Raw genomic sequence first — 22,276 nt, 5'->3', positions numbered from 1 at the left:
TTTTTTGTCAATTATTATGAGGTTAGTTTAAAGGGAAGATAAAAGAAAATTATTTTTAGTGAAAAATAATAATTTTAAAGCAAATATCCATTACAAATCAGGTAATATATGGTATAATTTTTAATAAGAAGTCATAAGTATATAGATTTGGGGATGAGAGATATGATGGGAGAGGCTAAAAAAAGTATAATAGCAATTTTGTTTTTTACTTTAATATTAGGAGGATGTAAGTGGAAGTCTCAAGAAACTGTAGCAGTGAATAAGAGCGAAAAAGTTACTACATCTGTCGGTGAGCAAAAGAATGAAAATTCTAGTAATCAATCTTCACAGAAGCCAGAGGAACAGACTGTAGATGAAAGTGATAAAAATAATCATGAATCTAGTAATAAGGATCCCCTTGATAATAAAGATAAGAAGAATGAAGTGGTTCCCGCTGTATCTGTTAATGTTTCTAGTTTAAATGCGGACAGAAGAGGCTGGTCCTGGTTATATTCACCTACAGAAGCAAAGGAGCTGCTAAATAAGTATCAGGGATACGCCGATGATGGAACATCGAATAAATATATATATTTAACCTTTGATGAAGGATATGAGAATGGTTATACTACAAGTATATTAGACACCTTGAAGGCTAATGATGTAAAAGCGGCCTTCTTTATAACAGGAGCTTATGTGGAGGGCTCGTATAATGGTACTAAAAATGTGGAATTGCTTAAGAGGATGGTAAATGAAGGGCATATATTAGGTAATCATTCAGTGAACCATAAGTCTATGCCCTCTATAAAGGATGAAGAAGAATTTAAGAAAGAGATACTAGGAGTGGAAGAAGCTATAAATGCTATTCCTGGTTTAAAAATGTCTAAATATTTTAGACCACCTATGGGAGATTTTAGTGAGCTATCCTTGTATTACACTCAAAAGTTGGGGTATAAGTCCATATTCTTTTCTTTTGCATACAAGGATTATGATGTTAATCATCAGCCCAATCCGGAAAAGTCCAAGCAAATGGTACTGGAAAAAACTAAGCCAGGTTCCATTGTATTGTTACACCCACAATCAAAAACTAATGCTGAAATATTGGACAGCCTTATTAAGGAATGGAAGGCTAGAGGTTTTGAATTTAAAACCTTAGATGAGCTCCCAGAGAAGGGGATATAAAAGTATTAATTAAGTAATATATTTGAAAAGAGAGATTCAGTGAAGGATCTCTTTTTTTATTGGGCAGAAATTTTAAGTTTTAATAAGTATTAGAGTTGCGGTGGATTTTTTAATATTTTATGTACTGAAAAGAAATAAAATATTAAGGTTAAGCTTGAAGGTAATAAATGTATATTTAGCCACATAAGAAGTAATACAATAATAAAGTTTATCTATCTGTGTGGCTAGGAGGGGAGTAATTGGACTATAGCAAGGAGGAAAAATTTTTAACTAAATTATTAAAACAATATAGAAAAGAGCTAGATAGATTTATAAATAATGATAAAAACTATGAACAAGGAAATATTAGTGAATTTTACAGAAAGATACTAGAAAGAACATTAGTAATTCAAAATATAGAATCAAGAATAGAAATGTGTAAAAAAAGAACTGGCTAAAAAGTTAGGACAATAAGGTATCTATAATTGCTTTAAATATAAAATTAGCAATTTGATATGCTTGATGGGAGCCTGTATAATTGAAAGGTGAAATTTTTTAAGGGAAGTTTAAGTATCAGGCAAGGGGAGTAGACACATGTTTATAGAAGAAGTAGGATTAAAGGTTATAACAGGCCCAATGTTTAGTGAAAAAAGCGGGGAGCTTATACATTCTCTCAATATAGCAGAGGCCTATGAAGGTAAAAGGGTTATAGTATTTAAGCCAGATATCGAGGTTAGAGATGGGAAAGGACGGGTGGCTTCTAGAACTGGTCTTGAAAGACCGGCAAAGGAATTACCTCAGTGCATCACAGATGAGGTAATAAATTATACTAAGGAACTTATTAAAGATTATGATGTTATTGGTTTTGATGAAGCTCAATTTTTTACTGGTAAAATCCTTGAGCTAATACAGTCTATGATTTTTTCAAAGAGAGTTATAGTAGCTGGATTAAATATGGACTATGAGGGAATTCCCTTTGGAAAAATGGGGGATATTATGGCGATGGCCGATGAGGTAGAACATCTTTATCCTATTTGTGCTTGCTGTAAAAAAAGACGTGCTATTTTTAGTCAAAGGCTTAGCAATGGTGAGCCGGTAAAAATAAAAGGTCAAACTATACAGCAGGGTGACAAAGAAAGTTATGAACCTAGATGCAGAATATGCTTTGTACCACCGGTAGAATAGATTTATAGAAAAGTGGCTTTTTATAGCCACTTTTTTTAAATAGTCTAGAAAGGTGTAATTGGTGGAGCAGCAGTTCCTTCAGATAGGCCTATGTTCTTTTGCAAAGCATCTGTAAGTATCAAGGCACCTATTTGGCTTATGATTGCCCCTAAAATCACTTGCTGATCTAAAGAAAGATTATACGGATCAAGATCTTTATTTTTAGCATCTTCCGAAGCAGACCAAAGAGCTGCAACTATTGCAAATATGCCACCAACTAATTTAATATTAGCAGCTAACAAACTAAGACGGTCGCTTTTGGTAAATACATTGATAGCATCTCCTATAAAAAAGAGAAAATCTGAAAATTCAACTAGTTGATCTATATCGGTTTCTTTGCTATTTTTAGATTGGGAGGTATTATTATACTTTGTGCTCTTAAAAGAAAACTCCATGGTATTGCCCCCTTATACTATAGTATAGTAGCAGTCTTTTGTAAAAGTTACATTAAGTCTTGAATATATATAGCAAATAAGGATAAAATGAAGAGAGAGTTAGGAATACATTTACCGTATAAAGAAATTGGGGGATTTTATGTCAAAGAAGAAGAGTGGGCAAAAAAATAATAAGGAAGCATTGAAAAATAATATAAAAGTAAAAGAAAAGACAATTAACAATTCTAAGAAATGGGCTATATTCTATAAGGATAAGGCTTGGGCCTTCTTGCTAGCTTTAGTGGCAGGGTTAAGTGTCCTTTATAGCTTTATATACTATTATTTTTTCAGTGAATCTAAGGTCACTGAAATTGTGAATGAGCAGCTTACAGAAGAGATGTCAGAGGCTATTGTAAATAATTCTAAATCCTTTGGATCCGCTTTTAAAATATCCATTATGGCTATGTTAACGGCTTTGATAACAGTACTTATTTTATCTGGCCTTTACTATATTTTAGTGGTAACTTTACGAGGAGAAATAAAGTTTAAGCAAATGCTGACAATTTACTCTGGGGCCTATATTATTACTATCTTAGGAGAGCTTGTTATAGAGGTATTTGGTAAGCTTACTAACAGCTCCTTTATGGCTGGTAGTGATCCTTATGTAAAAGTTCTATTTAATCAATTTAATCCATTTGAAATTTTAAGCCTTGTATTTATCTTTTATGGCATTAAGGCCTTTACAAGGATGAGCAATAAAAAGATTATTACCACTATAATTATAGTGGTTGCGGGAACACTTTTATTTAATATGATTAGGGTGTCCATTTCTCAAAGTCTTTCGGCTATATAAAATATAAAAGGCTTTTCTCAATATAATAGTTGAGAAAAAGCCTTTTTATAATTTTTACTTATAATTCTTAGAAATATCCTGCCAATTAACTACATTCCACCAGTTATCAATGTAATCTCCACGTTTGTTTTGATATTTTAAATAATAAGCGTGTTCCCAAAGATCTAAACCTAAAATAGGCTTAATGCCAATCATTATTGGACTATCCTGATTAGGGGTGGTAAGTATTTTTAAGTTTCCAGCAGAATCCTTTATTAACCAAGCCCAACCGCTACCAAATCTATTTAAAGCTGCTTCCTTGAATTCCTTTTTAAAGTTATCAAAGGAACCAAAGGCTTTGTCGATATCCTCCTTTAGCTTGCCGGTGGGACCAGTTCCTTTGTTCTTTCCCATAAAGGTCCAAAACAAAGAATGGTTATAATGGCCTCCGCCGTTGTTTCTAATTTCTTCTCTAATTTCCTTAGGCACTTTATTTAGATCTGACAGTAATTCTTCGATGGTTTTGCCTTTGAGCTCAGGATATTTATTTACAGCATCATTTAGTTTTTCCACATAGGCTGCATGATGGCCAGTGTGGTGAATTTTCATGGTTTGAGCATCTATGTAAGGCTCAAGAGCATCATAGCTATAAGGTAGATCTGGAAGTTTAAAAGGGCCTGTGGTTTCAAAGGCTTTAGCTGGCCTAGGCGTGGTAATTAAAGTAGCGGATAAAAGTACTGATAATAATTTAAGTAATTTTTTCATTGAAATTCTCCTCTCGAAATCTTTTGTGTATAGTTACAAATATAGTTATTCCGTAGAAGAGAAAAATTTATGCTATTTTATAAATTGCCCTTTAATCCTATAGCTTCAGCTGCTTTTTTCATGCCATTTATAGTTTCTTTAATAACATCATCTAATTCCATACCTAGTCTTTCTGCACCCTTAATTATAACTTCTCTATTTACACCAGCAGCAAAGCTCTTTTGTTTCCATTTCTTCTTAACAGATTTAACTTCTAAATCAAGAATGCTTTTACTTGGACGCATTAGGCATACTGCAGTAATAAGACCTGTTAGCTCATCGATGGTGTAAAGAACCTTTTCTAAATTGCTTATTGGTTTCACATCGTTGACAAGCTCGTAGCCATGACTTTGAATTGCACGAATATATTCCTCTGGCCAGTTTTCTGCTTCTAAAATTTCTCTAACCTTAAAGCAGTGTTGGTCTGGATACATTTCGTAATCAAGATCATGGACAAGACCTATGATTCCCCACTTATCTGGATCTTCATTGTAAAGACCTGCAAAATGACGCATTGCTGCTTCTACAGCTAACCCGTGAGTTATTAAACTTTCGCTTTTATTATATTTTTTTAAAAGTTCCAAGGCTTCCTCTCTAGTAGGCATCTTTATCATCCTTTCTAATAAAAAATAAAACCAACTAAACATATAAGTTAATTAAGATATTAGTAATTTTATCTAATATTGTCAAGGGTTCACCTTAGAAAACTGTTGTAAAAAATATATTAATTATTTTAAAAATAAACTATAAGTTTTAAATATAAGCTATAATATGTATAAAACATTTTTATTTTTTAATCCTATATGTGAGAAATATGTACTAACGGCTCTGTAGACTAGAACTATTATGTAGAAAGGAAGAAGAACAAATGAAAGTGGATAAAAAATCTAGGAAGCCATTTATATTTTATTATATTGTTGCATTGATTATTATAGCTATTCTAAATATATTTGTCTTTCCTTCAGTTTTGAAGGGTAAAGTTAAAGAAGTAGACTATAGCAGTTTTTTATCAAAAGTTGAAAGTGGAGAAGTTAAAAAGGTAGAGGTAGAGGATAATCAAATTGGATTTACTGTAGAGGAAAATGGAAGAGAGGTTACTTATGTGACAGGACGTATGGATGATCCTCAATTGGTAGAGCGTTTATACAAGGCAAATGTTGAATTTTCTAGGGTTATTCCAGAAGAAATTTCACCAATTATGGAGATTCTAATATCTTGGATTATTCCAATGGTTGCTTTCTTTATAATAGGTCTTTTCTTTATGAAGATAATGCAGAATAAAATGGGTGGAAACACTATGTCCTTTGGTAAAAGTAATGCAAAGGTGTATGTTGAAGCTCAAACAGGCATAACCTTTGCAGATGTAGCAGGACAGGATGAGGCTAAGGAAGCTTTACAAGAAATTGTAGATTTTCTTCACAATCCTAAAAAGTATAAAGATATTGGTGCTAAGGTTCCAAAGGGGGCTTTATTAGTAGGACCTCCTGGAACAGGAAAGACTCTTTTGGCTAAGGCTGTAGCAGGAGAATCTAGAGTGCCTTTTTTTCAATTTCAGGTTCTGAGTTTGTAGAAATGTTTGTAGGTATGGGAGCGGCAAGAGTAAGGGATTTATTCAAGCAAGCTCAAGCAAAGGCTCCTTGTATTGTCTTTATCGATGAAATTGATACTATAGGAAAAAGCAGAAATTCTGGCGGTGTAGGAGGAAATGACGAAAGGGAACAGACCTTAAATCAGCTCTTAACAGAGATGGATGGTTTTGATGCGGATAAGGGTGTTGTAATATTGGCAGCTACTAATAGGCCAGATACTTTAGATAAGGCCTTACTAAGACCCGGTAGATTTGACAGAAGAATTCCTGTAGAATTGCCAGACTTAGTTGGTCGTGAATCAATTTTAAAGGTACATGCTAAAAAGGTTGTTTTAGGTGAAGATATAGATTTTAATGTTATTGCTAGAGCAACCCCAGGAGCCTCTGGAGCAGATTTGGCAAACATTATTAACGAAGCAGCCCTTAGAGCAGTAAGGCTTGGACGTAATCATGTACTTCAAACAGATTTAGAAGAATCGGTAGAGGTTGTAATAGCAGGATATCAAAGAAAAAATGCGGTGATTTCTAAGGAAGATAAGGAAATTATAGCTTATCACGAAATAGGACATGCATTGGTGGCAGCAAAACAGAGCCATTCAGCACCGGTGCATAAGATAACAATCATACCTAGAACCTCAGGGGCCTTAGGTTACACCATGCAGGTTGAAGAAGGAGAGTAGGTTCTTATGAATAAGAATCAAATTCTGGATAAGATAACAACCTATATGGGGGGAAGAGCTGCAGAGGAAATTATATTTAATAGTATTACTTCTGGTGCTTCCAATGATATTGAACAGGCTACAAAACTTGCTAGAGCAATGGTTACAAGGTACGGTATGAATGAAGAATTTGATATGATGGCTTTAGAAACAGTTACTAATCAATATTTAGGAGGGGATACTTCATTACTAGTATCTGCTGAAACAGCTTCTAAGATTGATGAAGAAGTGCTTAAGATAATTAAGAGCTGTCACAATAAGGCTAAGGAAATACTAGAAGAGAATAAGGAAAAACTACATGAATTATCTAAATACCTAATAGAAAAAGAAACCATAACAGGAGAAGAGTTTATGTCTATTCTAGAATAATTATTTTGGTTATCATAGTATAAGTGTTCTTCTGCTTGATAAAAACCTCTGTTTAATTTTAATAAGCAGAGGTTTTTATATGACTTAATTCAATGATAGTACTAGAAGTTAAAAACTGTTATAGAAGAATATTATAACCAACTATTTGTTTTATGTATTAACACCTCTTTTACAAAATTAAGTATAATACAACTATAAATAATCCTTATGTACATAAGCTGTAGTGGCAGTCTGCCCTATTTAATGAAGGAGTATATATAAAACTAGGGGGAATTTTATGAGTTGGCAGGGAGTTATACAAAGATCTGAAGATATTTATAAAACACATTCTGTTCCTGCTACTTACTGTGCTGGACATCCAATTGGCATCATTGCAGTAGATATAGAATATCCAAAACTGCCTGGCAATGTAGCAAATGCTACCACTTTTGATTTTCCTGTATTATATAAAAAGGTAAAGTTTGATATTGAGCTTTTATTTGTAGGTTCACCAGAAATAGAAGATCAAATAATTTCTGCAGCAAAGGAATTGGAGGAGGAAGGAGTACGAGCCATAGTAGGTGCTTGTGGTTATTTTGCACACTTTCAAAAGCAGGTAGCAGAGGCGGTAAAGGTACCAGTATTTTTATCTAGTCTATGTCAAATTCCTTTGATTAAGCTTGGCTTAAATCCACATCAAAAGATAGCAGTGTTTGCTGCCAGTGGAGAGGATTTAAATGATACCTTGCTTCATAAGGTTGGGGCAGATTCAAAGGATTGCATAGTTGAGAATGTTGGAAAACTAGAAAGCTTTGCTCCAATTCGCTGGGGAAAAACAGAATTGGACAATGACCGTTTGACAAAGGACCTAGTAAAGTTGTCACAGAAACTGATTATTGAACATCCAGAGATAGGTGCAATTCTTCTAGAATGTAGTGATCTTCCACCTTATGCCTGTGATATTCAAGGAGCAACGGGACTTCCAGTTTTTGATTTCATTACCCTTATAAATTGGGTAAAGCAGGCGGTAGTGCAGAAGAGATATTTTGGATACTTTTAAGTACCTTGTAATAATTCCACTGGATATAGTACAATTAGCTATATATTATTGATATCTATAATCCAGTAAAGGCGGAATTATTATGGAAAGCAAAAGTGTAACCTTAATAACGGGAGCTTCTAGCGGTATAGGCTATGAGATGGCAAGGGTTTTTGCAAGAAATAAGCATGATCTTGTGTTAGTTGCAAGGCAGGAAGAGGCCCTTAAAAAATTGGCTGATAAGCTTATAAAAGATTATGGAGTGAAAGTGTATTTAATTCCTACAGATCTAGCCAATCCTCAGGCTGCTAGTGAATTATACAATAAGGTAAATAAGCTAGAACTAGAGGTGGATACACTTGTAAATAATGCAGGTTTTGGCTATGTTGGTTTATTTTATAAAGAAGAATTATACAAGGATACAGATATGATCCAAGTAAATATAAGGGCCTTAACAGAGCTTACTAAGCTTTTTTCTAAGGATATGGTTAATAAGAAGAGGGGATTTATATTAAATGTTGCTTCTACTGGTGCCTATCACCCAGGGCCCTATACAGCAGTTTATTATGCTACAAAGGCTTATGTTTTATCCTTTACGGAGGCTATAGCAAAGGAATTGAAGCCATATAACATTGTAGTAACAGCTTTGTGCCCAGGAGCTACAAAAACAAACTTCTCTAAGAGAGCAGGGAGGAGAGATAATAAGGCGGCTATGTCTCCGGAAAAGGTTGCAGAAGCAGGATACAAGGCTCTTATGAAAAAGAAAACAGTGGTGGTTCCGGGAATAGCTAATAAGCTGTTAGTAAAAATACCCAGAACATTGGTAAAAGAGTTTGTAGGTAGGTATCAGAGAAGATTAGCGGCGAAATAAATTTTTATATCTACAGTTAAAAAAGGGATGGGGCAATCAGCTTTAAGCAGACACCGTATAGGTGTTTGCTTTTTTTAATACCTTATTTGGTGCAAAAACCACTTTATAGTCTTGTTGTAAATAGATAATTTCTATTAAATTGGAAGCATATTTAACATTATTCTTGATAATATATGCTGTAATACATATTATTGACAAAAAACTACCACATATTATCATTAATGTATAAATTATAATATATTAGATTGGGAAAGGTAATTTTAATATGAAGAAGTTTATAAATAAAAATGTGTTATTACTAACACAGGGGCAATTTATATCATTTTTAGGAGATGCAATTTTTGATTTTGCAATGAGTATTTGGATTCTTGACAAAACAGGTTCAACTTTCCTCATGGGATTAACTATGGCACTACTAAATATTCCTTATCTATTATTAGCACCAATTGCTGGTGTGTTTTCAGACAAACATAATAAAAAAGTTATATTGATAACAGCTGATTTACTAAGAGGAATATTATGTTTTTTTATGATGTGGTACATAATGGTTTATGGTTTTAGTATTCTTGTTGTTTTACCGTGTAGTTTATTAATTGGATGTATATCACCATTCTTTGGTGTTACTATCAATAGTTTACCACCAATGATAGTTGGAAAAGACGATATTATTAAAGTCAATTCTTTGTTTTCAATTTGTACAAGCCTATCAAATATAGTGGGAAGAAGTTCTTCTACTTTTTTATATTATTATTATGGTATAGAAATAGTCTTATTGATAAATGGAATATCTTTTATTACTACAGGAATTTTAGAAATGTTTATTACTTTAAAAAATGAAGTAAAAACCAAATTGAACGAGCGTACAGGCTTGTTTATGCAATACAAAATAGCCTTTCAACAAGCAAAGGAATATAAAGGACTACCAACTATACTTACATATATTACGGCCTTTATATTTTTATATCAAATGAGTTTAACCTTGATAATTGTTTTGTTTAATGAAGATTCAAGTCTTGGTGTATTGTGGCTTGGTATTGTTTCTGTAGCTTTAATGGCTGGAATGTTTTGTGTTTCTATACTTTTAATGATTGTAAAGTTTAAACAGGACACATTATTAAAAGTGCTCATTATTTCAGGAAGAATTAGTTTCTTCATATTGATTCCCTTTGCTTTTATAAAAAAAATTTATTGGTTATCTTCTATAGCTTTTATTTTTGGCATGGCATTTAACTTTATTTTGACAATGCTTCAGTCAACTATACAAAGAAATGTAAGTGAGGATTCTTTAGGAAAGATTATGGGATTAGTAATTCTATCAACACAAGGAGTAGCACCTTTAGGAACTTTTGTTGCAGGTGTAATTGGTGAACTTGGGAATATACCACTGTTATTAACTTTATTATTAATAATTATATTCATATCTTTTTGTACATTCAGCAGTAAAATAAAGTCAATGGAGTTTGTTACTGGGGATGGTGGAATTCCGGGGTTAAATAATTAAATTTTTACAATATAATTTAGTAATTATAAAAAGGATATTGTGATTTAGAGGTGAGTAATTTGGAAGAAATTAATAATAGGAAGGACAACATACAAGACATTTATAATTTGACAAGTATGCAAGAGGGAATGCTTTTTTATACTATATTAAAGGAAAATGTGAAGGTATACAATGAGTTTGTTAGTATAACTGTAAAGGGAATTATCGATAAAGAAAAGCTGAAAGAGTCTTTTGAAGATATGATAAAAAGACATGATGTTTTAAGGACATCATTTGCATATAAGAAATTAAAGAGACCTAAGCAGGTAGTTCTTAGAAATAAGCAAGGTGAATTTAATTATGTAGACATATCAAACTTAGATGAAGAGCAAGCAAAAATATATTTAGAAAATTACATGAATAGTCAACTTGAAAGAGGATTTGATTTAGAAAAGGAAGCTTTAATCAGATTGACACTAATGAAGATAGATAAGTTAAAGTGCGTAATAATGCTAAATTTCCATCATATTATCATGGATGGATGGTCTATGACAAATGTATTAGGAGAATTGTTTTTAGGCTATTACCAAATTCAAAAGTATGGAAAGATAAAAATAAATAAGCCTAATCAGTTTAAACAATATGTAGGTTGGCTTCAAAATAATTATGACTATGAAGGATCCATTAAGTATTGGACTAATGAACTTAATGATATTAATAAAGTTACTAAGCTTTCAACTAATGAAATAAGTAATAATTATATCTTTGAAGATTATGTTGAAAAAATTGATGAGAGAATGACAGAAAAACTTATTGAATTTGCAGCACAGAAGAATGTGACTCTTAATATTATTCTTCAAGTAGCTTGGATACTCACACTGTCAAAGCTTACTAAAAGCGATGATGTTGTTTTTGGTAGCGTAGTATCTGGAAGAGATGTTGAAATTGAGGACATAGAGAAAATGGTAGGGCTTTTTATCAACACGCTACCGATGAGGATTAACAATATAAGTAAAAAGAGTATTTCAGAATTGATAAATACAGTTCAAGAAAAGCAAGTAGAATTAATAAAACATGGACATACTGCTCTTTCTGATATACAAAAACTAACTAGTTTTGGCAGTAAACTATTTGATCATATATTTATATTTGAAAATTATCCATCTGTAACTAGTTTATTGGAAGATGAAGTTAAAGAGTTAGGATTAGAATTTGAGGATGGTTTCATTTTAGAAGAAAATAATTATCCTGTAGCTATAGTAGTAACTCCAAATAAAGAAATAGAATTCAAAATAAAATATAATACTACCTATATATCTTTGAAAGATTTGATGAATATATTTCAAACTTACAAGAGTATACTTACAAACATATTGATAGGAGAAGAAGCAAATAATATTCTAATGGAAGAAACTATAAATATGGATAGATTTGAAAATGATTTCAATAATACAAAGGTTGACTTTGGGCCTCAAAGAACTATAGTAGATTTGTTTATTGAATCAGTGCACAAAAATCCTAATAAGATAGCTATATTTGATGGAGATCATCAAATTTCTTATGGTGAGCTTAACAGACAATCGGACATATTAGCCAATTATCTAAAGTATAATATAGGAGTTTCTAAAGGAGAATATATTTTACTTACAGCAAATAGGGAATATAAGACTATAATCTGGATATTAGCTATTTTAAAGGCTGGAGCTGCCTATATTCCTATTGATAAGAACATTCCTTTAGAGAGATTACGAAATATTATAGTTGATAGCAAGGCAAAATATATAATTACTGATGAAAAATATGAGTTTGAGGACCTTTGTATCATAGAAAAAAGAAATACAGATGTATCAATAAATTCTGAAAGTATAAATGAGTCAGAGCTCGATTCGATTGTTTATATAATTTATACATCAGGAACCACTGGTAAGCCAAAGGGTGTAGGAATTTCAAATTCCAATCTCTTTAATTATCTTATTTGGGCAAAGGATATGTATATTAAGAATGAAGAGAATGTTAATATGCCAGTATTCACTTCATTATCTTTTGACTTATCAGTAACTTCAATATTCTTACCATTAGTATCCGGCAATAGTATGTACATTTTCTCTGAAGAATATGATTTGCTTGATGTATGTAATCAAATAATAAAGAAAAGGGATATTAATTTAATTAAGTTGACACCAGCTCATTTAAACATATTTTCTAGTTTAATCAAGGATAAAGATCATGGAATAAAGAGATTTATTGTTGGAGGAGAACAGTTATATACTGATTTAGCAAAAAAGTGTGTGAAAATTCGAAATATAAGTTAGAAATATACAATGAATACGGACCTACAGAAGCTACTGTAGGATGCATAACTCATTTATTTAATATAAATGAGGACATAGGTACTGTAGTACCAATTGGAATACCAATAGCCAATACTAAGTTATATATACTAAATGAAAAAATGGAGCAGGTTATAGATGAGGAACCTGGAGAATTGTATATTGGTGGACAAGGGGTAGCCAAAGGGTACATAAACAATCCTAAAATGACAGAAGAAAGGTTTGTACAAAGTCCTTTTGATAAAGAGGAAAAGTTATATAAAACTGGTGATATGGTAAGATTTAATAAAAATAAAAAGATGGAGTTTATTGAACGTATTGATAATCAGATCAAATATAATGGCTATAGAATTGAGTTGGATGAAGTTCGTAGTGCTATAATGAGTAATCCGATTATAAGGGATGCATATCCTTTTGTATACAGGGATGATATAAATAATACTCACTTTGTTGCATTTTATATAAGTGAAAGTGAAATTGAACAAGCAGAGATTAAAGAATGGTTAGAAAAGATTATACCAAAATATATGATTCCTAATAATATTATAAGAGTTGATTCTTTTCCTTTAACTTTGAATGGCAAGATAGATAAAAGTAAACTTATAGAGTTATATGAAAAGAAATCACAACATAAGTTTGAAGCGCCAAGAAATGAAATTGAGAAGGTGCTTGTTGAAGCATATAAAACTGTATTAAAGCGAGAACAAGTAAGCATATATGATAACTTTTTTGAAATGGGTGGAGATTCTATAAAAGCTATTCAGATAATTGCATTACTTTCAGACTATGACATAAGAATAAAAGATATAATGGATTTTCCAAGAATTGTAGATTTAAGCAGTAAAATATCTAAGAATATCATGCAGATTAGTCAAGATGCTGTAACTGGTAAAGTGCCACTGACTCCTCCGCAAATTTATTTGAAAGAATTAACTAATGTTGATAGCATTAATCACTTTAACCAATCTATGTTTATTAAATCTAACATAAAACTTGATAAAGATTTAATTAGAGAAACCCTAAAAAATCTAATTGTTCATCATGATGCGCTTAGAATGAAATATGAATATGGAAGTGACTTTTCTATAAATGGAGATATTGACGAGTATGATGTTGATGTTAAAGAGTATCACTGTACACAATCTAACATTTATGAATATAAGAATGAAATTCAGAAGTCATTTGATTTAGCTAAAGGACCATTGATAAATGCTGCACATTTTATAGTTGAGGATACATCTTACGTTCTCATAGTAATGCATCATTGGATATGTGATGGCGTGTCACAAAGAATCATTTTTGATGATTTTACGGCTATATATAACCAGCTTCTTAATAATGAAAAAGTTAATTTGCCTAAGAAAACACATAGCTTCAAAAAATGGAGCGAAGAACTTTATAAATACTCCCAAAGTGAAGAATTTATGAAAGAAAAGGAGTATTGGAAAGCTCTAGAGGAAAGCTCAAAGGACATAAAATTCAAAAGTGACTCAAAAGATATATATAAGTTCAAGGATATGAGAAGAGAAGAGTTTTATCTGGAGTCAAATATTACAGAAGCTCTTACTAAGAGATTACCAGCTAGATACGGTGTTGAAATAAATGAAATACTATTGGCTCCATTGATTAAAGCCTTCAAAAAAATATATTTTGGAAGATGTAAAAAAATGAAGATTTTTCTTGAAAGTCACGGTAGGCAAGGTGAAGTTCTAGGGTTAAATGTAAACAGAACTATAGGCTGGTTTACTGCTTTGTATCCAATAGTTATAGAGGATAACATTATAAAAGGACCTTTAGACATAAATAATATAAAGTTAATACGTGAAAAGCTAAAGGAAACACCAAACAGTGGAATAGGATATTCTATATTAGAAAAGCTTACTCCTGATGATATGAAAGAAGATATTGAATTTACAAGAAAAGGTGACATATTGTTTAATCACATGGGATCTTTTAGTGAGCTTAATGATAATCTACACTTTTCCTTAGTTTTAGATGAAAATGGGGAAGAGGTTGGTAAGGAAGTTTGCTTACAATTCCCTATAGTAATTAATTCTGTTCTTAAAGATAATAAGCTCTATTTCAGCGTAAACTATAATAGTTGTTTATTTAAAGAAAGAAAAATGAGAAGGATTTTGTCAGAGTATAGAAAGTTACTTATTAAAGCATCTAATATTACACTTGAGGAAGGACTTGAGAACAGAATTTTACGAGAAATTGAGAATTATAAGGACAAAAACTCTAATGATATTGCCACTATAATTAATCCAAAAGGTAAGAATAAAGTTTTTGTTTTTCCTCCAGCTATGCTTAAAATTGCATATATGGCCCTTTTTGAATCTTTATTTAAGAACTTTCCAGAATATCAGTTCCATATAATGCATCTTCTTAAGGTTGATGGTATGGACGAGGAATATTGTAAATATATTATGGAACAAAAGGACAACTCTAAAATTGTATTATTGGGATATTCAGGAGGGGCTAACATAGCTTTTGATACCGCATTGTGTATGGAGAAACAAGGATTAAGAGCTAATTCAATAATAATGCTTGATGGGTATAAGTGGCAGGAAGGTGTGCAATATACTACTATTAATAAGGATAGTATAGATGAAATGTTGCAGAACTTCATAGAAGAATCAAACCTAGATAAAAGTATAATGGAAAATGACTCAGTTAAAGAGCTTATAAATAAGGAAAGAGATAATTTCCTTACGGAGGCAAAGCTTTATCAAGATTATTGTCAGGCTAATAAGGATAAATTTTTAGTATTAAACGGTACTAATATTTATAATTTGCTTTCTGAAGATAAGGTAGAGCATGACAAAGATACAAGGTTAGCTTGGAAGCATAGCACTACTGGAACCGTTGAGTTGTTTTACGGTAAAGGTGGACATATTAGTATGCTCAATAATGATGATTATCTGAAGGAAAATATTGAAACTATTGAAAGTTTATTAAATAAGAGTTTTTTAAGTAATCAAGTAGTATTGGAGCTTAAGGATATTCGTAAATCTTATGGAATTAAGGAATCAAAGAATGAAATTTTAAAAGATATTAACTTCAGGTTAAAAGCTGGTGAATTTGTTGTGCTTTTAGGACCATCAGGATCAGGAAAATCAACACTACTAAATATAATGAGTTCCCTTGAAAAGCCTGATAGTGGAAGTGTTCTATACTTTGATGAGGATATTACTAACTTTAGTAAAAAGAAGATATTAGAGTTAAGGCGAAAACATATAGGCTTTGTATTTCAAGCTTATCATCTTCTTGGCAATCTCACAGTAAGGGAAAATGTAGAAATAGGTGCTCATCTAACTGATGGTGATGTGGATGTAGATGAAATTATAGAAAAGGTAAAGTTAGGTAAACAGAAAAATAAATTTCCATATCAATTATCTGGCGGAGAGCAGCAACGTGTAGCAATAGCAAGAGCTGTAGCTAAAAAATCTACTGTGTTATTCTGCGACGAGCCCACTGGAGCTCTTGATACTAAGACGGGCCAAATAGTATTAAGTTTATTGCAGCATATGCAGAAAACAATGAATATAGCTATAGTCCTTGTTACCCATAATCCACAGGTAGCTGAGATTGCAGATAGAGTAATACGACTTTTGGATGGAGAGATTATATCAGAAGAAGTTAATGAAAATCCAAAGCTAGTAGAAAAGGTTGTGTGGAAGTAATGAGAAATCTGATCAAAAATAATATAAGATTACTTTTAAAGAATAAGTTACAACTAATATTACTTTTGCTGTTGTCAGCTATACTGGGATTTTTATTCACATATTTATATTATGGTAATGTTCCAATCCAAAATTCATATAAAGAGGATTTAAAAGCTACTAAGGTGGAAGAGTTTAGAATACTTCCTAAAGCAAATATAGCTGAACTTGAAGATAAGTATGATTTTAGTGCGGAATTATTCCGAAGAAAGTATGTGCAAGAAGGCCAAAATACATTTTATATTAGTGTTCCAATGACTAATATAAATAAATATTATGTGGTAGAAGGAAAGGATGATATACAGGGAAGCAACATTTTGCTTTCCCTGCAATTTGCTAAAAAAAATAACATTAAGATTAATGACAAAATTGTGATATCAAATTCAGATTATACAGTTTCAGGGCTATATTATCAGCCTTCAGAATCATTAATATTTAATTCACAGTATGCATCCACAGTTTCCACAACTAAAAATGCAGGTGTGCTGATGAATAAAGATAATTTTGAGTCTCTCAGTGGAAATGAGGATAAGATATATGTGGCAAGATTCAATAAGAATTTAGATAAGACTGAGTTTGATAGCAAGATAAAGGATATGATGAATGATGATGACATAAGTTTAGTAGAAAGTAGCAAGAATCTTCAAAGCTTTAACACATTGCTTTCTAATTTTCAGACAAGCTTATCTTTGATGAAGATAGGATTTATCTTGTTTGTGTTGGTTATTGTAATTGTTGTTATGCTGCTTGTTAGAAACCAATTTCAATATTCACGAAGATGCAGCGGTGTGTTAATGGCTATCGGATACAAGCGTGTTACTATAGCTTTGCCCTTTGTTTTGATTCAAATTCCTATATTAATAGGAATGACCATTGGAGCTTTTTTAGGTTTATTTATGTCTGAAAGCTTTTTAGTTAACTACTTTAACGTTTTCAATATAGTGCATCCAGTAATAAGATTCAACTATTTGCTAATAGTAGGTGTAATTATTACTGTAAATATCACTATAGCTATTATAACTTTTTTACTAGGTTTAAAGTTACTTCGTATCAATGAGTTAAACTTAATTTATGATAGAGATAAGCATCAAGTTGGCAAAATCACGGTGTTTTCTAAGAAATTGCTTGAACATTTTCCTTTTCAATATAAAATACGATACGCTTTTTTACTAAGAAAGCTTTGGCGTTTCTCTATCATTGTATTTATAAGCTTAATTGCATTTTTTATGATTAATTTTGCTGCAGCTATATTTAATCTTACATTGGAACCTATTAAACAGATGGATGATCAAATGAAGTTTAAATCTATGATTATTTATAATGATATAAAAAATGAACCTAGTAAAGAAAATAGAAGAAATACATTTCTAAATTATAGATTTTATATTGAATCGGCAGAGACCGATGCTGGTAAGAAAAACATCGAAAAAAAGTATGATGTACAGTTTGTTCATGCTGAAAATGATATGCTTAAACTTAGTACAGATAATAAAAGCAACCCACTTTTAAATATGAAGAAAAACGATGTTATTATTTCGAAAAAGCTAGCTTATGATTACAATTTGAAAGAAGGAGATATCTTAAATATAAAAGACAGTAAGGGGGATATTCAAAAGTTTAATATTTCCGCAATAAATATTACAGTTTATGATAGTTTGTTATACCTTAATGCTGATTATATGCAGGATATGGACTCTGTATTACATGAAGGAGATTATAATGGACAGTATAGCTCAATATTGCAGGAGAAGACTGAAGAAATGAAGGTAGTAATTTCTAAAGAGCAGCAAAAGGAGCAAACTATGACTTTATTAAAAGGTAGCCTTAGTTTAATACCTATGATGCTCGTAATAACTATAGTTTTAGTAGTTAGTCTCACCAGTTTAATCTCTTATTTTAATATTAATGATGCTAAAAAGGATATTACCATACTCAATATCTTAGGGTATCAAAATAAAGTTATCTCTAAAATGGTAATTAATATATATTCTGTTGCAATATTCATTGGTAGCATAATATGTAGCTTATTTATCGATAAAATATTTGAGTCTATTCAAACTTATGTAAACAAGTCAACGGAAATTCTAATTATTTTGCAAACAAATACAGTTTGGAAAATAGCTTCTTTTATTATCGTGTATATAGTTTACAAGATATCCATTTTTATTATGAAAAGAAATCTTAACAAAATTGAGATTAAGAATGTACTTTATGCAGAATAGATACCATTAGTATTTATTAGTCATTAATTGAAGAACAATTAAATAAATTTATGGAAATTGAGGGGGATAAATTATGGGTGGATATAAGTATTATGATTTATCACATCCACAAAAAAGAATATTTCAAGTTGAAAAATACTATTCCAATACTCCTATTAATAACATAACAGGAATAAATCTTTTTAAGAATCCGGTGGATATTAACTTGTTGGATACTGCTATAAACATAGTCATTAAATCTAATGATGCTCTTAGACTAAGACTTTGTTTGAGGAACGATGAAATAAAGCAATATATAGCACCTTATACATATAAGAAAATTGATGTGTTTAATTTTTATCAAAGGGATAAGGAATATGAGGAATGGTTACAGTCTACTAACACTAGTGTTTTTAACATTTATGATTCTGATTTATATTATGTACCTATTGTAATCCATCCCGATGGAAGAGGCGGTTTTTATTTTAAGTTTCATCATATAATTACAGACGCATGGTCAATTTCCACTGCTGCTAGTATGACTGCTGAAATTTATTCAGCACTAAAAAATAATAAGGAATACAATTCTACTAAACCATCTTATATTGACTATATTATATCCGAGGAAAAATACAAAAAATCACAAAGATATGAACATGATAAGGAGTTTTGGATTGATCAGTTTAAAGATATACCTGATTTAGTGAGTCTGTCTCATCGTAATTCAAATAATATAGATGCCAAAGCTCAAAGGAAGTCTTTTAAATTATCTTCTGAAATAACAAATAAAATTATTTCATTTTCTAAAGAAAGTGGAATATCAGTTTTTAATCTAATGTTTGGTGTTCTAGCTATTCTCACAAGTAGATATACAGGAAAATCAGATTTTACTTTAGGAACAGTTGCATTAAATAGATCTAAGAAAGAAAAAGAAATGCAAGGTATGTTTATTACTACCTTACCTATAAGATTTCAAATAGAGGATAGGATCAATTTTATCGATTTTTTAAATTATGTAAAAAAAGTATGGTTTCAGTGCTTAAAGCATGGTAAATATCCTTACGATGAGGTGCTAAGCGAGTTAAGGAAAGAAGGCAGATCTTATGGCAAACTTTACAATGTTGTTATGTCCTATCAAAATACTAAAATAATTACTGCAGAGGAAGAGGAACAAGAACCAGTATGGTTGTTCAATGGAACTTCTGGAGAAGAATTGATAATTCATATAAACGATAGAACATCAGAAGGCAGATTTATAATTGATTATGATTATCAGATCCAAGCTTTTGATGAAAGGGATATAGATGCCATTCATAATCATCTAATGTCAATTTTAAATGATGGCATGAAAGAACCAAGCAAAGACATTTCTAATCTTAATATGCTTTCAGAAGATGAAAAGTCAGAAATAATTCAAATGCTTAGTAATTCTCAGTGCAATTTTCCGAAGAGTACAGTAATACATGAAATTTTTGAAGATATAGTAAGAAGGTTTCCTAATAGAACGGCAGCAGTATATGGTGAAGAAAGCCTAACATATAGACAATTAAATGAAAAAGCTAATATCTTAGCATCAAAGCTTAGAGAAATTGGAGTGCAAAGAGAGACAATCGTAGGTATATTATTAGATAAATCTATAGATATGCTTGTTAGTATTTTGGCGGTTCTTAAAGCTGGAGGAACATATCTACCAATAGATATAGATTATCCTACTGATAGGCAGGAGTATATGTTATATGATAGTGAAGCGAAATTTTTAATTTCCCAACAGTCCTATTATAGCAAAATAAACTATGGCGGTACTATTATAAACTTTAAAGAAGACCTTGAGAAACAAGAGCATAAAGATAATCTGGAGATAATTAATACATCTGGGGATACAGCATATATTATTTATACCTCTGGGTCAACTGGTAAGCCAAAGGGGGTTATGATAACCCATAGAAATGTAGTAAGACTAATGAAAAATGATGCTTTCCAATTTGATTTTAATGAGGAAGACGTTTGGACAGTTGCTCATTCATTTTGCTTTGATTTTTCAGTGTGGGAGATGTATGGTGCATTATTATATGGAGGTAAGTTAGTAATTGTATCAAAAGATGAGGTTGTAAGTCCTGTGGAATTTTCAAAAATAATAGAAAAAAATGGCGTAACTGTATTAAATCAAACCCCTCAAGCTTTTTATGCCTTAGCAGATACAGTTGTGGAACAAGGTATCGATAGATTAAAAGTACGATATGTAATTTTTGGAGGAGAAGCTCTGGCTCCTGTAAAGTTAATGAAGTGGAGAAAGTTGTATCCTAATACAAAGCTTATAAATATGTATGGGATAACTGAAACCACTGTTCATGTTACCTTTAAAGAACTTTCAGATAATGATATTAAGTTAAATGTAAGTAATATAGGTAAGCCTATACCTACACTTTCCATGTACTTATTAGATAAAAATCTAAACATCCAACCTATAAATGTTCCTGGAGAGATTTGTGTTGCAGGAGAAGGGGTTGCTAAGGGATATCTGAATAGACCAGAATTGACTAAGGAGAAATTCATTGTTAATCCATACAATAAAAATGAAATATTATATAGGTCGGGAGATCTTGGAAGGCTATTACCTAATGGAGATGTGGAATACTTAGGTAGAATTGATAATCAAGTAAAAATACGAGGATTTAGAATAGAGCTTGGAGAGATTGAAAGTAAACTTTTAGATGTTGACTATATAAAAGATGCAGTAGTATTATGTCAAAAGGATACTAATGGCAGCAATAGCTTGTGTGCTTATATTGTTGCAACTGAAAAGATTGATGTTATTTCAATAAGAGGATATTTGTCAAATTACTTACCTCTTTATATGATTCCTTCTTATTTTATCCAGGTAGATAAGATTCCTTGTACTAGTAATGGAAAAGTAGATAGAAAAGCATTGGCAGAGATTAAAAACTTTGTACTAGCTGAAAGCAAGTACGAGGAGGGAAGGGATGAAATAGAAAATATATTAATTGAAGTTTGGAGCCAAGTTCTTAAGGTTGAGGGTATTGGTATAAATGATAACTTCTTTGACTTAGGAGGAGATTCCATAAAGGCTATACAAATTGTTTCACGACTACAAAGGTATAATTTGAAACTGGATGTGAAAAATTTGCTTAAGCATCCTGTTTTATCAGAAACCCGTAAATATGTGGAGAAAACAAATGTAGTGGAAATTTATCAAGGAACTGTTACTGGAGATGTGGAATTAACACCTATACAAAGAGAATTCTTTTCAAATAATAAGGAAGATATAAATCATTTTAATCATCAAATTATTTTAAAGAGTAAGCATTCTTTTGAAGAATGTTATGTTAGAACTGCTTTTGAAGAAATAGTTAAGCATCATGATGCTTTAAGAATGGTTTATAGGAAAACTCAAAATGAAGTATTTCAGTTTAATAGGGATATAAATGAAAAATTATTTGATTTAAAAGTTTTTGATATAAGGAATGAGGTTAATTATAATTTAAAAATTAAAGAGATTTCCCAGGAGATAAATAAAAGTATAAATTTAGAAGAGGGTCCATTAGTTAAGCTGGCAATTTTAAAAACAATCCAAGGAGACTTACTG

At 31.2% G+C, this 22,276-nt stretch carries 14 protein-coding genes and 1 pseudogene; 12 read left to right on the top strand and 3 right to left on the bottom strand.

Annotated features, from left to right (window positions below; translation table 11 throughout):
• Positions 1-162: 162 nt before the first annotated feature.
• From N3C_RS09685 to N3C_RS09675, 3 genes are all read left to right on the top strand, one after another.
• Positions 163-1,158 (top strand): polysaccharide deacetylase family protein, encoded by a 996-nt coding sequence (locus N3C_RS09685; protein ID WP_242944077.1) that lies wholly within the window; start codon positions 163-165, stop codon positions 1,156-1,158.
• Positions 1,159-1,397: 239 nt separating this feature from the next.
• Positions 1,398-1,595 carry a hypothetical protein gene (locus tag N3C_RS09680; RefSeq protein WP_074365831.1) on the top strand — a complete coding sequence of 66 codons (198 nt, stop codon included), beginning with the start codon at positions 1,398-1,400 and terminating at the stop codon, positions 1,593-1,595.
• Between the two features lie 136 nt (positions 1,596-1,731).
• Positions 1,732-2,322 carry a thymidine kinase gene (locus tag N3C_RS09675; RefSeq protein WP_074365830.1) on the top strand — a complete coding sequence of 197 codons (591 nt, stop codon included), beginning with the start codon at positions 1,732-1,734 and terminating at the stop codon, positions 2,320-2,322.
• Positions 2,323-2,366: 44 nt separating this feature from the next.
• Here the strand turns inward: N3C_RS09675 and N3C_RS09670 are convergent, their stop codons facing one another.
• A complete protein-coding gene (locus tag N3C_RS09670) occupies positions 2,367-2,756 on the bottom strand; it encodes a hypothetical protein (RefSeq protein ID WP_074365829.1) in 390 nt (129 codons plus the stop codon).
• Positions 2,757-2,895: 139 nt separating this feature from the next.
• On the opposite strand from N3C_RS09670, the gene N3C_RS09665 reads away from it, so the two are divergent.
• A complete protein-coding gene (locus tag N3C_RS09665) occupies positions 2,896-3,588 on the top strand; it encodes a Yip1 family protein (RefSeq protein WP_074365828.1) in 693 nt (230 codons plus the stop codon).
• A gap of 54 nt (positions 3,589-3,642) precedes the next feature.
• Here the strand turns inward: N3C_RS09665 and N3C_RS09660 are convergent, their stop codons facing one another.
• Positions 3,643-4,332, bottom strand: a complete 690-nt coding sequence (locus tag N3C_RS09660) for a superoxide dismutase (protein WP_083604506.1) — start codon at positions 4,330-4,332, stop codon at positions 3,643-3,645.
• A 77-nt stretch (positions 4,333-4,409) separates the two neighbouring features.
• Complete coding sequence (locus tag N3C_RS09655; protein ID WP_074365827.1) at positions 4,410-4,985, bottom strand: HD domain-containing protein; 576 nt, start codon at positions 4,983-4,985, stop codon at positions 4,410-4,412.
• Between the two features lie 254 nt (positions 4,986-5,239).
• Here N3C_RS09655 and ftsH point away from each other — a divergent pair.
• The 8 genes and pseudogenes from ftsH to N3C_RS09615 all read left to right on the top strand — a co-directional run.
• Positions 5,240-7,047: pseudogene (gene ftsH / locus N3C_RS09650) on the top strand (ATP-dependent zinc metalloprotease FtsH).
• A 277-nt stretch (positions 7,048-7,324) separates the two neighbouring features.
• Positions 7,325-8,086: an aspartate/glutamate racemase family protein gene (locus N3C_RS09645; RefSeq protein ID WP_074365826.1), complete on the top strand. Its 762-nt coding sequence runs from the start codon at positions 7,325-7,327 to the stop codon at positions 8,084-8,086.
• Between the two features lie 82 nt (positions 8,087-8,168).
• Positions 8,169-8,936: an SDR family NAD(P)-dependent oxidoreductase gene (locus N3C_RS09640; RefSeq protein WP_074365825.1), complete on the top strand. Its 768-nt coding sequence runs from the start codon at positions 8,169-8,171 to the stop codon at positions 8,934-8,936.
• Between the two features lie 265 nt (positions 8,937-9,201).
• Positions 9,202-10,437 (top strand): MFS transporter, encoded by a 1,236-nt coding sequence (locus tag N3C_RS09635; RefSeq protein ID WP_074365824.1) that lies wholly within the window; start codon positions 9,202-9,204, stop codon positions 10,435-10,437.
• A gap of 59 nt (positions 10,438-10,496) precedes the next feature.
• Entirely contained in the window at positions 10,497-12,728 is a 2,232-nt protein-coding gene (locus tag N3C_RS09630) for a condensation domain-containing protein (RefSeq protein ID WP_074365823.1), read from the top strand.
• Positions 12,701-16,432 (top strand): condensation domain-containing protein, encoded by a 3,732-nt coding sequence (locus N3C_RS09625; RefSeq protein ID WP_074365822.1) that lies wholly within the window; start codon positions 12,701-12,703, stop codon positions 16,430-16,432. Before N3C_RS09630 ends, N3C_RS09625 begins: the two co-directional genes overlap by 28 nt.
• Positions 16,432-18,693: an FtsX-like permease family protein gene (locus N3C_RS09620; protein ID WP_074365821.1), complete on the top strand. Its 2,262-nt coding sequence runs from the start codon at positions 16,432-16,434 to the stop codon at positions 18,691-18,693. Before N3C_RS09625 ends, N3C_RS09620 begins: the two co-directional genes overlap by 1 nt.
• A gap of 73 nt (positions 18,694-18,766) precedes the next feature.
• Positions 18,767-22,276 (top strand): non-ribosomal peptide synthetase (locus tag N3C_RS09615; protein ID WP_074365820.1); only part of this gene is annotated, 3,510 nt, incomplete at its 3' end.

Origin of the sequence: Clostridium sp. N3C (assembly GCF_900095445.1) — a bacterium.
Taxonomy (GTDB): domain Bacteria; phylum Bacillota; class Clostridia; order Clostridiales; family Clostridiaceae; genus Clostridium_AU.
The sequence above is the reverse complement of the archived record's forward strand: the minus strand, read 5'-3'. Positions and strand labels throughout refer to the sequence as shown.

What these genes read in the sequence shown, in the direction of transcription:
- N3C_RS09665 (WP_074365828.1), top strand. Translation starts at nt 2,896, where the DNA reads ATGTCAAAGAAGAAGAGTGGGCAAAAAAATAATAAGGAAGCATTGAAA.
- N3C_RS09655 (WP_074365827.1), bottom strand. Translation starts at nt 4,985, where the DNA reads ATGATAAAGATGCCTACTAGAGAGGAAGCCTTGGAACTTTTAAAAAAA.
- N3C_RS09685 (WP_242944077.1), top strand. Translation starts at nt 163, where the DNA reads ATGATGGGAGAGGCTAAAAAAAGTATAATAGCAATTTTGTTTTTTACT.
- N3C_RS09675 (WP_074365830.1), top strand. Translation starts at nt 1,732, where the DNA reads ATGTTTATAGAAGAAGTAGGATTAAAGGTTATAACAGGCCCAATGTTT.
- N3C_RS09635 (WP_074365824.1), top strand. Translation starts at nt 9,202, where the DNA reads ATGAAGAAGTTTATAAATAAAAATGTGTTATTACTAACACAGGGGCAA.
- N3C_RS09620 (WP_074365821.1), top strand. Translation starts at nt 16,432, where the DNA reads ATGAGAAATCTGATCAAAAATAATATAAGATTACTTTTAAAGAATAAG.
- N3C_RS09645 (WP_074365826.1), top strand. Translation starts at nt 7,325, where the DNA reads ATGAGTTGGCAGGGAGTTATACAAAGATCTGAAGATATTTATAAAACA.
- N3C_RS09640 (WP_074365825.1), top strand. Translation starts at nt 8,169, where the DNA reads ATGGAAAGCAAAAGTGTAACCTTAATAACGGGAGCTTCTAGCGGTATA.
- N3C_RS09670 (WP_074365829.1), bottom strand. Translation starts at nt 2,756, where the DNA reads ATGGAGTTTTCTTTTAAGAGCACAAAGTATAATAATACCTCCCAATCT.
- N3C_RS09660 (WP_083604506.1), bottom strand. Translation starts at nt 4,332, where the DNA reads ATGAAAAAATTACTTAAATTATTATCAGTACTTTTATCCGCTACTTTA.